Origin of the sequence: Acidovorax sp. CCYZU-2555 (assembly GCF_018413525.1) — a bacterium.
Taxonomy (GTDB): Bacteria; Pseudomonadota; Gammaproteobacteria; order Burkholderiales; family Burkholderiaceae_C; genus Comamonas.
This window is the reverse complement of record NZ_JAHCDD010000021.1, coordinates 17,478-30,922: the sequence shown is the minus strand read 5'-3', so window position 1 is coordinate 30,922 and position 13,445 is coordinate 17,478. Positions and strand designations below refer to the sequence as shown.

Sequence of the window (13,445 nt, the reverse complement as noted above, 5' to 3'; positions counted from 1 at the left end):
CGTTCAACTGGGCCGCGTGCCCGCACCGGCTTCGCGCTATGCGCAATGCGCGGGGTATGAGATCCATTACATGGATTGGGTGCCCGCGGGTGGCGCGTCGGCCCTGCCCACGGTGATCGCCTGGCATGGTCTGGCGCGCACCGGGCGCGATATGGATCCCTTGGCCCGCTATCTGGCCGCGCAGGGCTACCGCGTGATCTGCCCCGACACGCTGGGCCGCGGCCTGAGCGAATGGAGCCGCGCGCCGGGCTATGAATACCAGCTGCGCTTTTATGCGCGGCTTGCGTGCGAACTGGCCGATGCGCTTGGCCTGGAGCAGATCCATTGGGTGGGCACGTCGATGGGCGGTGCCATCGGCACGGTGTGCGCGTCGGGCTTGTTCGAGCCCACGCTGGCGCAGCGCATATGCAGCCTGGTGCTCAACGACAACGCGCCCGAACTCGCCGCGCCCGCGCTCGAACGCATCAAGGGCTATGCGGGCCAGCCGCCGGTGTTTGCCACCATGGCCGAACTCGAAGCGTTTTTCCGCAGCGCCTATGCGCCCTATGGCTGGCTGCCCGAAGCGCAGTGGCGTGCGCTGACGGAGAGCAGCATGCGCCGCCTGCCCGACGGCCGCGTTACGCCGCACTACGACCCGCGCATGATCGAGCAGTTCACGGGCCACGAAAACGACTATCTGATCTGGCCGCATTACGACGCCATTCAGGTGCCCGTGCTGCTGCTGCGCGGCGAAGCGTCTGACCTGGTGCTGGCGTCGACGGCACAGCAGATGCTGGCGCGCGGGCCGGGCGCGCGCGGGCTGTTGCAATGGCTCGAAGTGTCGGGCTGCGGCCATGCGCCGGCGCTCAATGTGCTCAAGCAGTGGCAGGCGGTGAAGGGGGTTTTGCGGGCGGGGGAGAGCGCGCTTCGATCCTTCGACGGGCTCAGGACTGAACGGCCTCTGGGCGCGCAGGGGGCGTAAAAAAGCCCCGCAAGCGGGGCTGTTGGCCTACCTAATCCGGCATCGAACAATGCCCGCCCTGCGAAGCCTGCCCCGAGCCCGCGGCGATGAGGGGCGCTTCGTAGCGCAGATCGACGGGCGCGGAGTGGGTGTAGTCCCAGGCCAGGAAAGCGACCAGCACGGCCCAGAAGGCGATGCGCAAAGTGGTTTGTTGCGTCATGGTGTGCAGCCCTTTCAGAAGCCGAAGCGCCGGCGTATGCGCAGGCCGAAGACGGTGCCGACGAAGGCCAGCGGCACCCAGATCCAGCCATGGATGCTGCCCGTGCTGATGCCCGACAGCATCGCGCCCACATTGCAGCCGAATGCCAGGCGCGAGCTATAGCCCAGCACCAGGCCGGCGACCAGCGCCACGATCCATTGTGTTCCCGTCAGCGCCTTGGACGAGGGCGGCTTGTTCGCCGCGATCCACAGCGCGCCGGCCAGGATGCCGATGTTGGTGATGCTGGTGACGTCGAGCAGCACGGTTTCCTGCAGGCGCGCGGCATTGCCGGGCTGGCTCCAGAACCAGTTCTGCGCCAGGTCCACCGCGCCCGTGGCGTTGGCCACTTTCGCGGCCCACAGGCCGAAGCCATAGACCACGCCCCAGGGCTGGCCGGCAATGACCAAGTTGGCCGTGGCCAGAATGGCCAGCAGCACCGCGCCCACGACCCATTTGCGCTGCCACAGTGGCTGCGTGGCGCGCTGCAGCTTGGCATTGGCTTGGCCCACATACCAGCGCACGCCGACGGCCACCAGCGCCAGTGCGAGCAGTGTGGCGCCCAGCGCCGCGGGCCAGCCCCAGCTGCTCACCAGGCCCACGGGCTGCACGCGGCCCAGATCCAGCCACCAGCCCAGGTGCAGCGAGCCGACAAAGCTGCCGATGGCGAACATCGGCAGGATGGCTGCGTTCATGGGAATGCCCATGCCGGCCTTGTAGAGCGTGCCGCTGCCGCAGCCGTCGGCGATCTGCATGCACAGGCCGAAGACAAAGGCGCCGATCAGCAGACTGATGCTGGGCGGGCCCAGCGCGGCCGTGAGTTCGGGGAAGCTGCCGAGCAGCGGCATCGCCAGGGCTGCGGCCAGGGCCAGCAGCAGCAACTGGCCGAAGACGCCGCTTGCATCCTTTTCTTCGATCAGCAAGCGCCAGCCCGTGGTGAAGCCAAAGCGCTGGCCCGCGAGCACCGCACCCAGGCCAATGCCGACCGCAAACAGCGCGGCCTGGCGCACGGACACGGTCCACAGCAGCCAGCCAAAGAAAACGGCCATCAAGGCCGCAAGGGGTAGACGTTTCATGGATTACTTGAATTTGCGCTGCCACCATTGGCGTGCGTCATAGGCCAGCGACTCGGCGCGGCTGGGCTGGTTTTCGAGTTCAGGCGTGCCGGGCTGCTGGGTCCAGTCGACCATGGAGCCCGCATACAGCTTGACGTTGGGCAGGCCCGCGACTTCGCTCAGGCCGAACCAGTCGGTCGCGGCCCAGTGGCCGGTGTTGCAGAACGCGACCATGTCTTCGCCTTGCTTGCGCTGCACCTTGGCGGCGATCTGCTTGGCGGCGGCGGTGTCGACAAAGGTCGACGTGCCCGGAACAAACCACTGGTTGAAATCGAGCTGCTGCGCGCCGGGCAGCGTGCCCGACAGCTTGGCCGCGGGCGCGCGCGTCTTGCCCTGGTAGAACGCGTCGGGGCGCGAATCGACCAGCGCCGCATTGCTCAAGTCGAGATTCTTGCGAATGTCTTCGCGCGTCGCGATCAGGCTGCTGTCGAGCTGGGGCTGCCAGCCGCTGGCCGCGACTTGCACGGCCGCGTTGTCCTGCGGCAGCTTGGCGTCGGCCCAGGCCTTCATGCCGCCGTTGACGATGGACAGCTCCTTGAGCCCCAGCGTCTTGAGCGTCCAGTAGACGCGCGCCGTGGCGCCGAAATCGGTGGCATCGGCGCCGCTGGACACGACCACCGCATGGGTGGCGGGCGTGAGGCCCAGCGACTGCACGAGTTGCGTGAGCTTGGAGACATCGGGCAGTTCGCCGGGATTGCTCGCCGGGCCGCGCCACTTGCCGTAGGGCGCGTTCACCGCGCCGGGAATATGCTGCTTGGCATAGGCTTGCGGATCGCGGATGTCGATCACGCGCAGCGTGGGCGCCGATGCGGGAATCGCGTGCAGCTGCGCCGGCGTCAGCAGCGGTTGGGCCGCGAAAGCCCATTGGGCCGCGGTCAGCGCCGCGGCAAAGGCAAGCATTTTCTTCATGGTCACTCCGAGGGATTCGATCCCGAATCCCTCATTGTCGGTTTTTGCGCACCGAAGACCAACGATGTTTGCGCTCTTAGTTCATGCGCAAAGGTAATAAGGGGGCGCTTGCCGCCTCAGGCCTTGGTGCGCGCCGCGGCCACGGCCGCCAGCACCATGCCCGAAAACACCAGGCACAGACCGGCCGCAAACAGCGCCGACATCTGATTGCCCAGCAGCAGCATGGACGCCATGATGCCGATCAGCGGCACGCCCAGCGTGAAGTTGGACATGGCGAAGGTGCTGATGCGCCGGCCGTGTTCGGCGGCGATCACGAAGCAGGCCGAGGTCGCGACCGGCCCGATGAACAGCAGCAGCTCCAGCAGACGCTGGTCGAACACGATGGTAGCGGGCGAGCCTTCGAGTGCCAGCGCGAAGCCCGCGAGCGGCACGCTGGCCAGCAGCATCTGCCACGGAGCGAGCGACAGCGGCGACGCCGTCCAGCGATGGCGCTTGATATGCATGATCACCACCGACCAGCAGATCGCGCCGATGATCAGAAAGGCCGAGCCCATGATCGCGCCCGGTGCCGACCAGTCCATCTCCCAGGGCGAGCAGATCAGGCCTATGCCGGCCAAACCCACTGCCAGCGCGAACAGCTGCCAGCGGGTGGGCGCGTTGCGGTACATCATCCAGCCCGCGACGACACCCCACAGCGGCGTGGTGTAGGCCAGGACCACCGCGCGGCTGGTATCCACATGCGTCATGGCGATCATTCCCAGGCCGGTGAACACCATCATCTGCAGCAGGCCCATGCTGGCGACAATGGGCCAGTCCTTGCGCGGCGGAAACGCGAGCCGGCCGCGGATGGCGAGAAATGCAAACAGGCATAGCGCGGCGCTGCCGAAGCGCATCGCGGCCAGCCAAAGCGGCGGTACGGAGTTCAATGCGATCTTTGTGGCCGGCCAGCTCAGTCCCCACAGCACGACCATGACCGCCAGCCACAGCAGGGTGCGCCCTTGCGCCGAATGCGCGCTGTCGGAGCGGGGAATGTTCAATGAGACGGGAGACGTGCGCATGATTTTCGGGTAACTACCTATTTGCAGGTAGTTTTACCCAGTCATGCGGAAATTACTTTGTCTGCTTCACCATGAATTTGTCTGGTTTGAGAAGAAAATACCGGATCTTGTTTGAATGCGGGAGAAAAATACCTTGAGCGACATTTCCCTCGACGAAGCGAGCCTGCGTATCCTGGACGAATTGCAGAAAAACGCGGAGCTGAGCAATGCCGAACTGGCCGAGCGCGTGGGCCTGTCCGCGTCACCCTGCTGGCGCCGGGTCACCGATTTGAAGCAAAGCGGCGTGCTGCGCGCTTCGGTCTCGCTGGTCGATCCGCTCAAGCTGGGTCTGGCCGTGAACGTGTTCGTGCATGTCTCGCTGAAACAGCAGGACAAGGAGTCGCTCGAAGTCTTCACGCGCGCCATTGCCCAGCGGCCCGAAGTCATGGAGTGCTATCTGATGAGCGGCGAGGCCGACTTCATGCTGCGCGTCGTGATCGAAGACCTGATCAAGTACCAGGCCCTGCTGCTCGAATGCCTCACGCAGATACCGAGCGTCGCGAGCATCCGCTCCAGCTTCGCGTTGAGCCAGGTGAAGTACACGACGGCGCTGCCCACGGGCCATCTGCGCCGGCGCTGAAGATTACATTCCTAGCTTTTCGCGCCCATGGCCTTGGCGCGCTCCGCAGTCTGGCGCAGCGCCGCCTCGGCGGGCCGGCCCACGGGCCAGCCCGCGAGATGCTGCTGCGCGATCTGGCTCAGCGCCGTGATCCAGGGCGCGCTGTCGTTGACGCAGGGAATATAGGCAAACGCCTTGCCGCCCGCATGCAGAAACGCTTCGCGCGCTTCCTGGCTGATCTCTTCCAGCGTTTCCAGGCAGTCGCTGGTGAAGCCCGGGCAGACCACGTCGACGCTTTGCACGCCGCGCTGCGCCATGGCGATCAGCGTGGGCTCGGTATAGGGCTCCAGCCACTTGGCCTTGCCGAAGCGCGATTGGAAAGTGACGGTGTACTGCGATGGCGTCAGTCCCAGGCGCTCGGCCAGCAGGCGGCCGGTCTTCTGGCTTTCGCAGTGGTAGGGATCGCCCAGGTACAGCGTGCGCTCGGGCACGCCGTGAAAGCTCATCACCAGATGCGCGCTGCGCCCGGCGTTGCGCCAATGTGCTTCGACGCGCTGGGCCAGCGCATCGATATAGCCAGCATCGTCGTGGTAGCGGTTGACGAAGCGCAGCTCGGGAACATGGCGCTGCGTGCGCGCCCAGTCGTACACCGCGTCGAACACGCTGGCCGTGGTCGTGCCCGAGTATTGCGGGTACAGCGGCAGGATCAGAATGCGCGTCGCGCCTTCGGCCTTGAGTGCGTCGAGTTCGCTCGCGATCGACGGATTGCCGTAGCGCATCGCGTGGCGCACCAGCACGTTGTGGCCGGCTTCGCCCAGCCAGCCGCGCAGCAGCAGCGCCTGGCGCGCAGTCCAGTGTGCGAGCGGCGAGCCGTCCTGGGGATGCCACACGGTCGCGTACTTCGCGGCCGATTTCGCCGGGCGCGTGCGCAGGATGATGCCGTGCAGGATGGGCCACCAGGCGAGTTTGGGGATCTCCACGACGCGGTCGTCGCTGAGAAACTGCGCAAGGTAGCGGCGCACGGCCGAAGGCGTGGGCGCATCGGGCGTGCCGAGATTGCACAGCAGCACGGCGGTGCGCGCGGCGCTGCCGTGGGGGGTAGGGGGTTCTGGCGCAAAGCGTGAAGGCATGGGGCGATTGTGCCAAGGCGCGGGCCGGCGCGCCGCCACAGGCCCGCGATGGCTGCGGTATTCTCGGGCTACCTATGCACGCTCCTCTCGACTCCAACGCTTTCTCCGGCATCCGCGCCCGCGGTATCCGTGCCATCACCCTCGATCTCGACGACACGCTGTGGCCCATCTGGCCGACGATAGAGCGTGCCGAGCGCGTGCTGCTGCAGTGGCTGCAGACCCATGCGCCGGCGACCGCGCAGTCGCTGCAGACCCAGACCGCGGTGCGCGCGGTGCGCACCGAAATCGTCGGCCTGCGGCCCGATCTCGCGCATGACCTCAACGGCCTGCGGCGCGAGTCGATTCGCCTGGCGCTGACGCGCGCCAGCGACGATCCCAGCCTGGCCGAGACCGCGTTCGACGTGTTCTTCGCCGAGCGCCAGCGCGTCGAGCTGTACGAAGACGCGCTGCCCGCGCTCGAGTTTCTTGCCGCGCGCTGGCCGCTGGTGGCGCTGAGTAATGGCACGGCCGATGTGAATGTCGTCGGGCTCGGACGTTTCTTTCATGCAAGCATCAGCGCCCACCGCGTGGGCGTGGCCAAGCCCGACCCGCGGATCTTCGCGCTCGCGGCCCAGGCCGCTGGCGTTCCTGCCGAGAACGTGCTGCATGTGGGCGACGACGCGCTGCTCGACGCGCGCGGCGCGATGGATGCGGGTATGCACGCAGTCTGGCTCAACCGCGCGGGCGTAGACTGGGCCCACGGTGGGGCCAGCCCTTCCGTGACGGTGGCCAGTCTCGCGCAGTTATGTCAGGGTCTGGCCGAAGGCTGATTCTTTCTGATGCTGTTAGCGAGCCGAGATCCATGCCCAGTACCCTGCGTTCCCGCCCGCGCGCTCCCGCTCCTCTCCCCCTGGTTCATTCCATAGGCCTGATGCAGCCGCTTTCCTGGCTTGTGCTGGCCTGGCGCGATATCTGCCGCGCGCCGCTGCTGGCTTTCGCGCATGGTCTGGTATTGACGCTGATCAGCGCAGCCATCCTGGCCGTGGGGCACAATCGCTTCTGGCTGATGGCCGGTGCGCTCTCGGGCTTTCTGGTGATAGGCCCGGTGGTGGCGACCAGCCTCTATGCGATCAGCCGTGCGCTGGAGCGCGGCGAGGCTACAGGGCTGGGCCTGGTGCGCGACACCTGGACGCGCTGGCAAAGCGGCCACGCGGGCGCGGATCGCCATGCGGGCTATTGGTGCCTGGTGCGCTTCGGTCTGCTGCTGTCGCTCGCGGCCACGGGCTGGGTGGTGATTTCGGCGTCGCTGATCACCGTGCTGTCGCCCGTGCGCGTGCAGACGCCCCTGGATTTTCTGCAGCATGTCGTGCTCGCTGGCGATGGGCAATTGTTTGTTTTCTGGATGGCGCTGGGCAGTTTTCTGGCCGCGCCTATTTTTGCGTCCAGCGTCGTGGCCATGCCGCTGTTGCTGGACCGCCGTGTGACCGTGCTGCAGGCCGTGCTCACGAGCTGGACTGTGGTGATCACCAACCCGGCGCCCATGGCGTTCTGGGCGGCGTTGATTGTGTTGTTTACCCTGTTGGGCCTGGGCTCGCTTCTCATCGGGCTGGTGGCCGTGGTGCCCATGCTCGGGCATGCGAGCTGGCATGCCTACCGTGATCTGGTCGACGCCTCGGCGTTTCCTTCTCGCGAGCAGCCGGAGCCGGGCAGGGCGTTGTAGGACTTGTCGTTGTGATTTTCGGGTATACAGAAGAGCAGCTTGCGCACTTCTTTCTCACCTACGGGGTGGGAGCGTTCATTCTTTTCATGGTGTTCATCATCCTGCAGCTCGCGCGCCAATCGAAGGCGGGCAAGTTCGGCACGTTCGTGATCTTTCTCGGTCTGGGCGTGGGTTTCATCGGCTTCCTGGCGAAGGTGGTGATCCAGTGGTGGATGGAAAAATAGGCGCTGCAGCCGCACTCGGGTACGCATGAATTTCCTCCAGAAGATCCTCGGCGCCTTTCAGAAGACGCCGGCCGGCCCGGCGCCCGAAAGCGCATTGAAAACCATAGCGCTGCTGATCGTCGATCGGGACGTGACTGCCGATGCCTCGCCCGAAACGCGCTTCGGTGGCCTGCCTTCGGCAGGCGCAGGTTTCGCCTGGCCGCGCTGCCGTTCGTGCGGCGAGCCCATGCAATTCCAGGGGCAGATTCGCCCGCCCGGTGCGCTGCATCTGCACCTGCTTTTCATGTGCACCAACCATCCCGGCGAGTGCTATCAGTTCGAGGCCGACGGCGGCGGCAATGCGGTGATCACCGTGCAGGCCGATCACCTGCAGCTCGCGACTGCGCCCGCCGAAGGCGAAACCGTGCGCGACACGCGCTATGGCGCGCGCCTGCAGACAGTGGTGGCGCAGGAGTATTCGGACGCGTTTTCCGCCTATGAGGGGCGCCGGCGCGAAGTGCTGGGGCAGATCGGCGGCGCAGCCGATTGGATTCAGAGCGACGACACCCCGGCTTGCACTGCCTGCGAGGCGCCCATGCAGTTCGTTGCCCAGCTGGAGTCGGGCCCCGACTATCAAACCGAGATGAACTTCGCCGGCGGTTGCGGCTATCTGTTCGAGTGCCATTGTTCCGGCATCTCCGGCAAGTTCCTGTGGCAGTGCTGAGCGCGGCGCCCGGCCGCCACGGGCCGGGTCAGGGCTGCTGAGAATGCGCGTTCCCGACAAGAAAACCGCGACCCTGATCGGTCTCGCGGCCATCGTCCTGTGGTCCTCGCTCGTGGGCCTGATTCGCAGCGTCAGCGAAGGCCTGGGCGCGACCGGCGGCGCGGCCATGATCTACACGGCGGCATCGCTGCTGCTGCTGTTCACCGTGGGCTTCACGCCGCTGCGCGCCATGCCGCGAAAGTATCTGTACTGGGGCAGCGCGCTGTTTGTTTCCTACGAGCTGTGCCTGGCGCTGTCCATAGGCTATGCAAACTCGGGGCAGCAGGCGATCGAGGTGGGCATGGTCAACTATCTGTGGCCCACGTTCACCATGCTCGCGGCGATCGCGTTCAACGGCCAGCGCGCGAACTGGCTGGTGCTGCCCGGGCTGCTGACATCGCTGGCCGGCATCTTCTGGGTGCTGGCGGGCGAGAAGGGCATGGACCTGTCGGGAATGCTGGCGAACGTCCAGGACAACCCCTTGAGCTACGGGCTGGCGCTCGCCGGCGCTTTCATCTGGGCCGCGTATTGCACGGTCACGGCGCGCATCGCCCAGGGAAAGAACGGCATCACGCTGTTCTTCATACTGACGGCGCTGGTGCTGTGGGTGAAGTATCTGGCGTTCGGCGATGCCGCAATGCACTGGACCGTGCCGACCGCCGTTTACCTGGCCTTGGCCGCCGCCGCCATGGGCTTTGGCTACGCGGCCTGGAATATCGGCATCCTGCATGGCAATGTCACCATTCTGGCCGGCGCGTCGTATTTCACGCCGGTCTTCTCCGCCGCGCTGGCGGCCCTGGTGCTGGGCGTGCCGTTGACGGCGTCGTTCTGGCTCGGCGCTTGCATGGTGTGCGGCGGCGCGATTCTTTGCTGGTTTGCGACGCGGGTGAGGGTCAGGGGTGGTGGCTGAGCCAAGGGGGCGAGTCTCGATGCAAAATCCGATGATTCACGAGTTCATTGGCGTCACTCCAGGCCTGCGGCTTCGCCGCGCCGCGACCGTGCGCGCGATGCCGATGCCAACTTGGCATCGACCTTGTGCCGCAAGTCCTTGAAGATCTTCTCCACCACGGTCTCCAGCGTCTGCACCGCGGGCTGGGTATCGCCTTTACGGCGCAGCACCGAAAGCACGCCGTACGGCTTTTGCGTGAGCCGCCGCCAGGCCAGGCCCTTGACGCCCAGCTGCACTGTGGACGCGGGCACCAGCGCAATGCCCAGGCCCGCGCTCACCAGGTCGAGCACGCCGCGCACGTTGCTGGCTTCGTAGCGTATGCGCGGGCTGAAGCCGGCCTGGCTGCACAGATGGATCGACTGGTCGAAGTAGGCCGGGCCGTGGCTGCGTGAGAAGCCGACAAACGCCTGGTCGCTGTAGTTGCGCAGATCGACCGCGCCTTCGGGCGCCGTGTCGACAGACGCCGGCATTGCCAGGCAGAACGGGTCGGACATCTGCAGGCTCGCGAGCACGCGCGGGTGCTTGGAGCCGCTGCGCGCGATGCCTACATCGATGCGTCCGTCGGCAATGGCGCTGATCTGCTCTTCGCTGATCATCTCGCGCAGTTCGAGTTCGAGCCCCGGATATTTGGCGCGCAGTTTGCGTATCAGTATGGGCAGCACGGTGTGGCTCGAAGATGGCACGAAGCCCATGCTCAGCGACACCGGCCGGTTCTCGCGCGACTGCCGCGCCACATTGCCTATGCGGCCCGCGCGCTCCAGCAGATAGCGCGCCTCGGGCAGCAGCGCCTGGCCCGCGAGCGTGAGGCGCACGCCCTTGGGGTGGCGAATGAAAAGGGCCACGCCCAGCTCTTCTTCGAAATGGCGGATCTGCAGCGACAGCGGCGGCTGGGCGATGAACAGTTTTTCGGCCGCGCGGCTGAGGCTGCCGCTTTCGGCGACGGCGACGAAGTAGCGCAGATGGCGAAGTTCCATGGGGCGTTGTCTCCTGGCTCTACTTTTGAAGTATGGATGTCATACACAATCGATTCTTGAAGTATCCGATGCCTTGACCAAGAATTCGGAAAAACAAACATAGGAGACAAAAATGAAACGAGTTGGCGTAGTTCTGTTGGCCTGCACCCTGGCAACCGCGGCCATGGCCGAAGCCTGGCCCGAGAAGCCGGTGCGCGTGGTGGTGCCCGCACCCGCGGGCAGTTCCCTGGACGTGATTGCCCGTACCTTGGGCCAGCGCCTGTCGGTGCGCTGGAAGCAGCCTGTCGTGGTGGAGAACAAGCCCGGGGCGGGCGGCATGATAGGCATGGATGCCGTGGCCAAGGCCAGGCCCGACGGCTATACGCTGGGCGTGGGCTTCAACGGCCCGATCGCGTTCGGTCCGTTCATGTACAAGAAGATGTCCTATGACCCGGCGCGCGATCTGCTGCCCGTGGTGCTGACCACGTCGCAGCCCAACGTGCTGGCCGTGCCCGCCAACCATCCCGCGAACAACGTCAGCGAATTCGTCACCTGGGCGCGCAAGCAGGGCGACAAGCTCAGCTATGCCTCGGTGGGCGCGGGCAGTTCCTCGCACCTGACCATGGAGCTGCTCAAGAGCACCGCGGGCATCGAGGCCGTGCATGTGCCCTACGCCGGTTCGCCGCCGGCCGTGAATGCACTGGTCTCTGGCGAAGTGCAGGCGCTGTTCACCGTCCAGCCCGCGCTGCTGCCGCTGGTGCAGGCCGGGCGCATCAAGCTGATCGGTGTCACCAGCGCGCAGCGCGCCGACGGCATGAAGAACCTGCCCACGGTCGCCGAGTCGGGCTATCCGGGCTTCGAGTCGCTGACCTGGAACGGCATCTTCGCGCCTGCAGGCACGCCGCCTGAAGTAGCTGCGCGAATCAATGCTGACTTCAACGTCGCACTGGCCGACCCGTCGGTGGTGGAGATGTTTGCGCGCCAGGGCCTGCATGCAGGTGGCGGCACATCGGCCGAATTCCGCACCCTGATCGAGCGCGAGACGCGCAAGTGGGGCGCGATCATCAAGAAGGTCGGAATCACGATTGACTGACCTTGCGCAATCCATTGACGCCACCGAGAACACCATGAAAGCGCTGAGAAAAATCCAGGCCGCGGCCGGCCTAGAACTGGTCGATGTGGCCCTGCCGACGATCACGTCAAACGATGACGTGCTGGTGCGCGTGCTCGCCACCGGCATCTGCGGCAGCGATCTGCATGTCGACGACTGGACGCCCAGCTATGCGTTCATCACCGCGAGCCTGCCCGTGACGCTGGGCCATGAGTTCGTGGGCGTGGTCGCTTCGGGTGTTGACGCAGGCCGGCGCGTGGTCGTGCGGCCCTCGGTCACCTGCGGCAGCTGCGCGGCCTGCGTCGCCGGCAATGCCGACGCCTGCGATCGGCGCACGGGCCTGGGCATGACGCGCGATGGAGCGTTCGCACCCTGGGTGCGCGTGCCGGCGCGCAATTGCGTTGCCGTGCCCGAAGGCCTGAGCGACGAGCTCGCCGCGCTGGCCGAGCCGGTGTCGATCTCTATGCAGGCCTTGCGTGTCGCCGGCGATGTGAGCGGCAAGCGCGTGCTGGTGATGGGGCCGGGCACCATAGGGCAGGGCATTGCGGTGCTCGCGCGCCAGGGCGGGGCGGCCCAGGTCGTGGTCAGCGGCTTCGACGATGGACCGCGCCTGGCGGTGCTGCGCCAAATGGGCTTTGACGCCGTGGTCGATGTCGCGGCCCAGTCGCTGGCAGCTGTCTGCGCGCCGCATATCGGCGAGGCGCCATTCGATGTGGTGTTCGAGGCCACGGGCGTGCCCGAGACCATCAACGAAGCCTTGCCGCTGCTGGCGCGCAATGGCATCGTGGTCGTGACCGGAATCCATTCACGTCCGCTGGCGCTGGACCTCACGACGCTGGTGCGCCGCCAGCACCAGCTGCGCGGCTCGTTTCGCCCCCCTGAGTCTGACTGGCCCAAGGCGCTGGCCTTGCTCGATGCGCTCGGCGATGTCATGCGGCCCATGGTCAGCCATGTGCTGCCGCTCGAAGACGCGGCTGCGGCGTTCGCGCTGGCGCATGGCAAGCAGGCCAGCAAGGTGCTGCTGCGCCCCGACCATGGCGGCGATCATGCGTGATGCCTTGGGTGCGGCCAGCGCCTGGCTGGCGCTGTGGAACGGCTTCGATCCCGCGCTCGACGCCGAGTACAACGACTGGCACGCGCGCGAGCATGTGCCCGAGCGCCTCACGGTGCCCGGCATGCTGCGCGCCAGCCGCTACCGCGCGGTCGACGATGCGGTCTATCCGTACTTCACTCTGTACGAGATGGCATCCATAGACGTGCTCGCATCGGCCGAATACCAGGCGCTGCTGCAGCAACCGACAGACTGGACGCGGCGCATGCGCACCTCGTTCGGCGAGCTGTTGCGCATTCCCTGCCAGGTGATCGAATCTGCCGCGGGCGTGCGCGGCACGGCGTTGATGAGCCTGCAGATACGCGGCGGCGACGCCGTCGCGCTGCAGGCCGGAATGCGCGAGCTGGCTGCCGCCGCGGGCGTGGTCGGCGTGCATTCGGGCCGTGAAGACACGGCCGTCGCGCCCTTGCCCTGGCATGGCGGCGCGCCGTTGGCGGTCGAGGCGCCAGCGACGCATCTGCTCATGGTCGAGGCGCAGTCGCTGGAGCATCTGCGCGCGCTCGCGGGCGCGCTGCCGGCCGAGATCGCGGCGCTGCAACCGGTGCTGCGACTGCACCGCCTGCTGACCTTGCACCACGCCCGGCGCTGAGCGCCGGGCGACCCATTTCCCGCTGACTTTCATGGCGCCGCCGCAGGCGCCCGGCTTTGCC

Annotated in this window: 16 protein-coding genes; 10 read left to right on the top strand and 6 right to left on the bottom strand. The window is 66.5% G+C overall.

Features of this window, described 5'->3' with window-relative positions; genetic code table 11:
* The first annotated feature begins 70 nt into the window (after window positions 1-70).
* Window positions 71-961, top strand: a complete 891-nt coding sequence (locus KHY18_RS09725; RefSeq protein WP_249729024.1) for an alpha/beta fold hydrolase — start codon at window positions 71-73, stop codon at window positions 959-961.
* Between the two features lie 31 nt (window positions 962-992).
* On the opposite strand, the gene KHY18_RS09720 is transcribed toward KHY18_RS09725, so the two are convergent.
* The 4 genes from KHY18_RS09720 to KHY18_RS09705 form a co-directional block, all read right to left on the bottom strand.
* Window positions 993-1,160: a hypothetical protein gene (locus tag KHY18_RS09720; protein ID WP_213298636.1), complete on the bottom strand. Its 168-nt coding sequence runs from the start codon at window positions 1,158-1,160 to the stop codon at window positions 993-995.
* A gap of 14 nt (window positions 1,161-1,174) precedes the next feature.
* Window positions 1,175-2,272, bottom strand: a complete 1,098-nt coding sequence (locus tag KHY18_RS09715) for a YeeE/YedE thiosulfate transporter family protein (protein ID WP_213298634.1) — start codon at window positions 2,270-2,272, stop codon at window positions 1,175-1,177.
* A gap of 3 nt (window positions 2,273-2,275) precedes the next feature.
* On the bottom strand, window positions 2,276-3,220 hold the full coding sequence (locus KHY18_RS09710; RefSeq protein WP_213298631.1) for a sulfurtransferase: 945 nt from the start codon (window positions 3,218-3,220) through the stop codon (window positions 2,276-2,278).
* Window positions 3,221-3,336: 116 nt separating this feature from the next.
* Entirely contained in the window at window positions 3,337-4,278 is a 942-nt protein-coding gene (locus KHY18_RS09705) for a DMT family transporter (RefSeq protein ID WP_213298628.1), read from the bottom strand.
* A 133-nt stretch (window positions 4,279-4,411) separates the two neighbouring features.
* Between KHY18_RS09705 and KHY18_RS09700 the strand changes: the two genes are divergently transcribed.
* Window positions 4,412-4,897, top strand: a complete 486-nt coding sequence (locus KHY18_RS09700) for an Lrp/AsnC family transcriptional regulator (protein ID WP_283771305.1) — start codon at window positions 4,412-4,414, stop codon at window positions 4,895-4,897.
* 11 nt (window positions 4,898-4,908) lie between these two features.
* Here the strand turns inward: KHY18_RS09700 and hemH are convergent, their stop codons facing one another.
* Window positions 4,909-6,006, bottom strand: coding sequence for a ferrochelatase (gene hemH, locus KHY18_RS09695; RefSeq protein WP_213298622.1), 1,098 nt, complete (start codon window positions 6,004-6,006; stop codon window positions 4,909-4,911).
* Between the two features lie 74 nt (window positions 6,007-6,080).
* On the opposite strand from hemH, the gene KHY18_RS09690 reads away from it, so the two are divergent.
* From KHY18_RS09690 to yddG, 5 genes are read left to right on the top strand one after another with little or no spacing between them, the layout of a single operon-like run.
* A complete protein-coding gene (locus tag KHY18_RS09690) occupies window positions 6,081-6,815 on the top strand; it encodes an HAD family hydrolase (protein WP_213298619.1) in 735 nt (244 codons plus the stop codon).
* Between the two features lie 32 nt (window positions 6,816-6,847).
* The gene (locus KHY18_RS09685; RefSeq protein WP_213298617.1) at window positions 6,848-7,705 is read left to right on the top strand and encodes a DUF2189 domain-containing protein; all 858 of its coding nucleotides are present in this window, start codon (window positions 6,848-6,850) and stop codon (window positions 7,703-7,705) included.
* An 11-nt stretch (window positions 7,706-7,716) separates the two neighbouring features.
* Window positions 7,717-7,929, top strand: coding sequence for a DUF2788 domain-containing protein (locus KHY18_RS09680; RefSeq protein WP_213298615.1), 213 nt, complete (start codon window positions 7,717-7,719; stop codon window positions 7,927-7,929).
* Window positions 7,930-7,954: 25 nt separating this feature from the next.
* A complete protein-coding gene (locus tag KHY18_RS09675; RefSeq protein ID WP_213298613.1) occupies window positions 7,955-8,632 on the top strand; it encodes a hypothetical protein in 678 nt (225 codons plus the stop codon).
* Between the two features lie 43 nt (window positions 8,633-8,675).
* Window positions 8,676-9,581, top strand: coding sequence for an aromatic amino acid DMT transporter YddG (gene yddG / locus KHY18_RS09670; RefSeq protein ID WP_213298611.1), 906 nt, complete (start codon window positions 8,676-8,678; stop codon window positions 9,579-9,581).
* Window positions 9,582-9,634: 53 nt separating this feature from the next.
* Here the strand turns inward: yddG and KHY18_RS09665 are convergent, their stop codons facing one another.
* Window positions 9,635-10,594 (bottom strand): LysR family transcriptional regulator, encoded by a 960-nt coding sequence (locus KHY18_RS09665; protein WP_213298609.1) that lies wholly within the window; start codon window positions 10,592-10,594, stop codon window positions 9,635-9,637.
* A 112-nt stretch (window positions 10,595-10,706) separates the two neighbouring features.
* Between KHY18_RS09665 and KHY18_RS09660 the strand changes: the two genes are divergently transcribed.
* From KHY18_RS09660 to KHY18_RS09650, 3 genes are read left to right on the top strand one after another with little or no spacing between them, the layout of a single operon-like run.
* On the top strand, window positions 10,707-11,666 hold the full coding sequence (locus KHY18_RS09660) for a Bug family tripartite tricarboxylate transporter substrate binding protein (RefSeq protein WP_213298606.1): 960 nt from the start codon (window positions 10,707-10,709) through the stop codon (window positions 11,664-11,666).
* Window positions 11,667-11,700: 34 nt separating this feature from the next.
* On the top strand, window positions 11,701-12,738 hold the full coding sequence (locus KHY18_RS09655; RefSeq protein WP_213298603.1) for a zinc-dependent alcohol dehydrogenase: 1,038 nt from the start codon (window positions 11,701-11,703) through the stop codon (window positions 12,736-12,738).
* Window positions 12,731-13,384: a hypothetical protein gene (locus KHY18_RS09650; RefSeq protein WP_213298600.1), complete on the top strand. Its 654-nt coding sequence runs from the start codon at window positions 12,731-12,733 to the stop codon at window positions 13,382-13,384. Before KHY18_RS09655 ends, KHY18_RS09650 begins: the two co-directional genes overlap by 8 nt.
* The last annotated feature ends 61 nt before the right edge of the window (window positions 13,385-13,445 follow it).

Bases quoted from the DNA above. Each gene is read 5' to 3' on its own strand.
- KHY18_RS09715 (WP_213298634.1), bottom strand. From the start codon at position 2,272: ATGAAACGTCTACCCCTTGCGGCCTTGATGGCCGTTTTCTTTGGCTGG.
- KHY18_RS09705 (WP_213298628.1), bottom strand. From the start codon at position 4,278: ATGCGCACGTCTCCCGTCTCATTGAACATTCCCCGCTCCGACAGCGCG.
- KHY18_RS09665 (WP_213298609.1), bottom strand. From the start codon at position 10,594: ATGGAACTTCGCCATCTGCGCTACTTCGTCGCCGTCGCCGAAAGCGGC.
- KHY18_RS09690 (WP_213298619.1), top strand. From the start codon at position 6,081: ATGCACGCTCCTCTCGACTCCAACGCTTTCTCCGGCATCCGCGCCCGC.
- KHY18_RS09685 (WP_213298617.1), top strand. From the start codon at position 6,848: ATGCCCAGTACCCTGCGTTCCCGCCCGCGCGCTCCCGCTCCTCTCCCC.
- KHY18_RS09675 (WP_213298613.1), top strand. From the start codon at position 7,955: ATGAATTTCCTCCAGAAGATCCTCGGCGCCTTTCAGAAGACGCCGGCC.
- KHY18_RS09710 (WP_213298631.1), bottom strand. From the start codon at position 3,220: ATGAAGAAAATGCTTGCCTTTGCCGCGGCGCTGACCGCGGCCCAATGG.
- KHY18_RS09655 (WP_213298603.1), top strand. From the start codon at position 11,701: ATGAAAGCGCTGAGAAAAATCCAGGCCGCGGCCGGCCTAGAACTGGTC.
- KHY18_RS09660 (WP_213298606.1), top strand. From the start codon at position 10,707: ATGAAACGAGTTGGCGTAGTTCTGTTGGCCTGCACCCTGGCAACCGCG.
- hemH (WP_213298622.1), bottom strand. From the start codon at position 6,006: ATGCCTTCACGCTTTGCGCCAGAACCCCCTACCCCCCACGGCAGCGCC.
- KHY18_RS09650 (WP_213298600.1), top strand. From the start codon at position 12,731: ATGCGTGATGCCTTGGGTGCGGCCAGCGCCTGGCTGGCGCTGTGGAAC.
- KHY18_RS09720 (WP_213298636.1), bottom strand. From the start codon at position 1,160: ATGACGCAACAAACCACTTTGCGCATCGCCTTCTGGGCCGTGCTGGTC.
- KHY18_RS09725 (WP_249729024.1), top strand. From the start codon at position 71: ATGGATTGGGTGCCCGCGGGTGGCGCGTCGGCCCTGCCCACGGTGATC.
- yddG (WP_213298611.1), top strand. From the start codon at position 8,676: ATGCGCGTTCCCGACAAGAAAACCGCGACCCTGATCGGTCTCGCGGCC.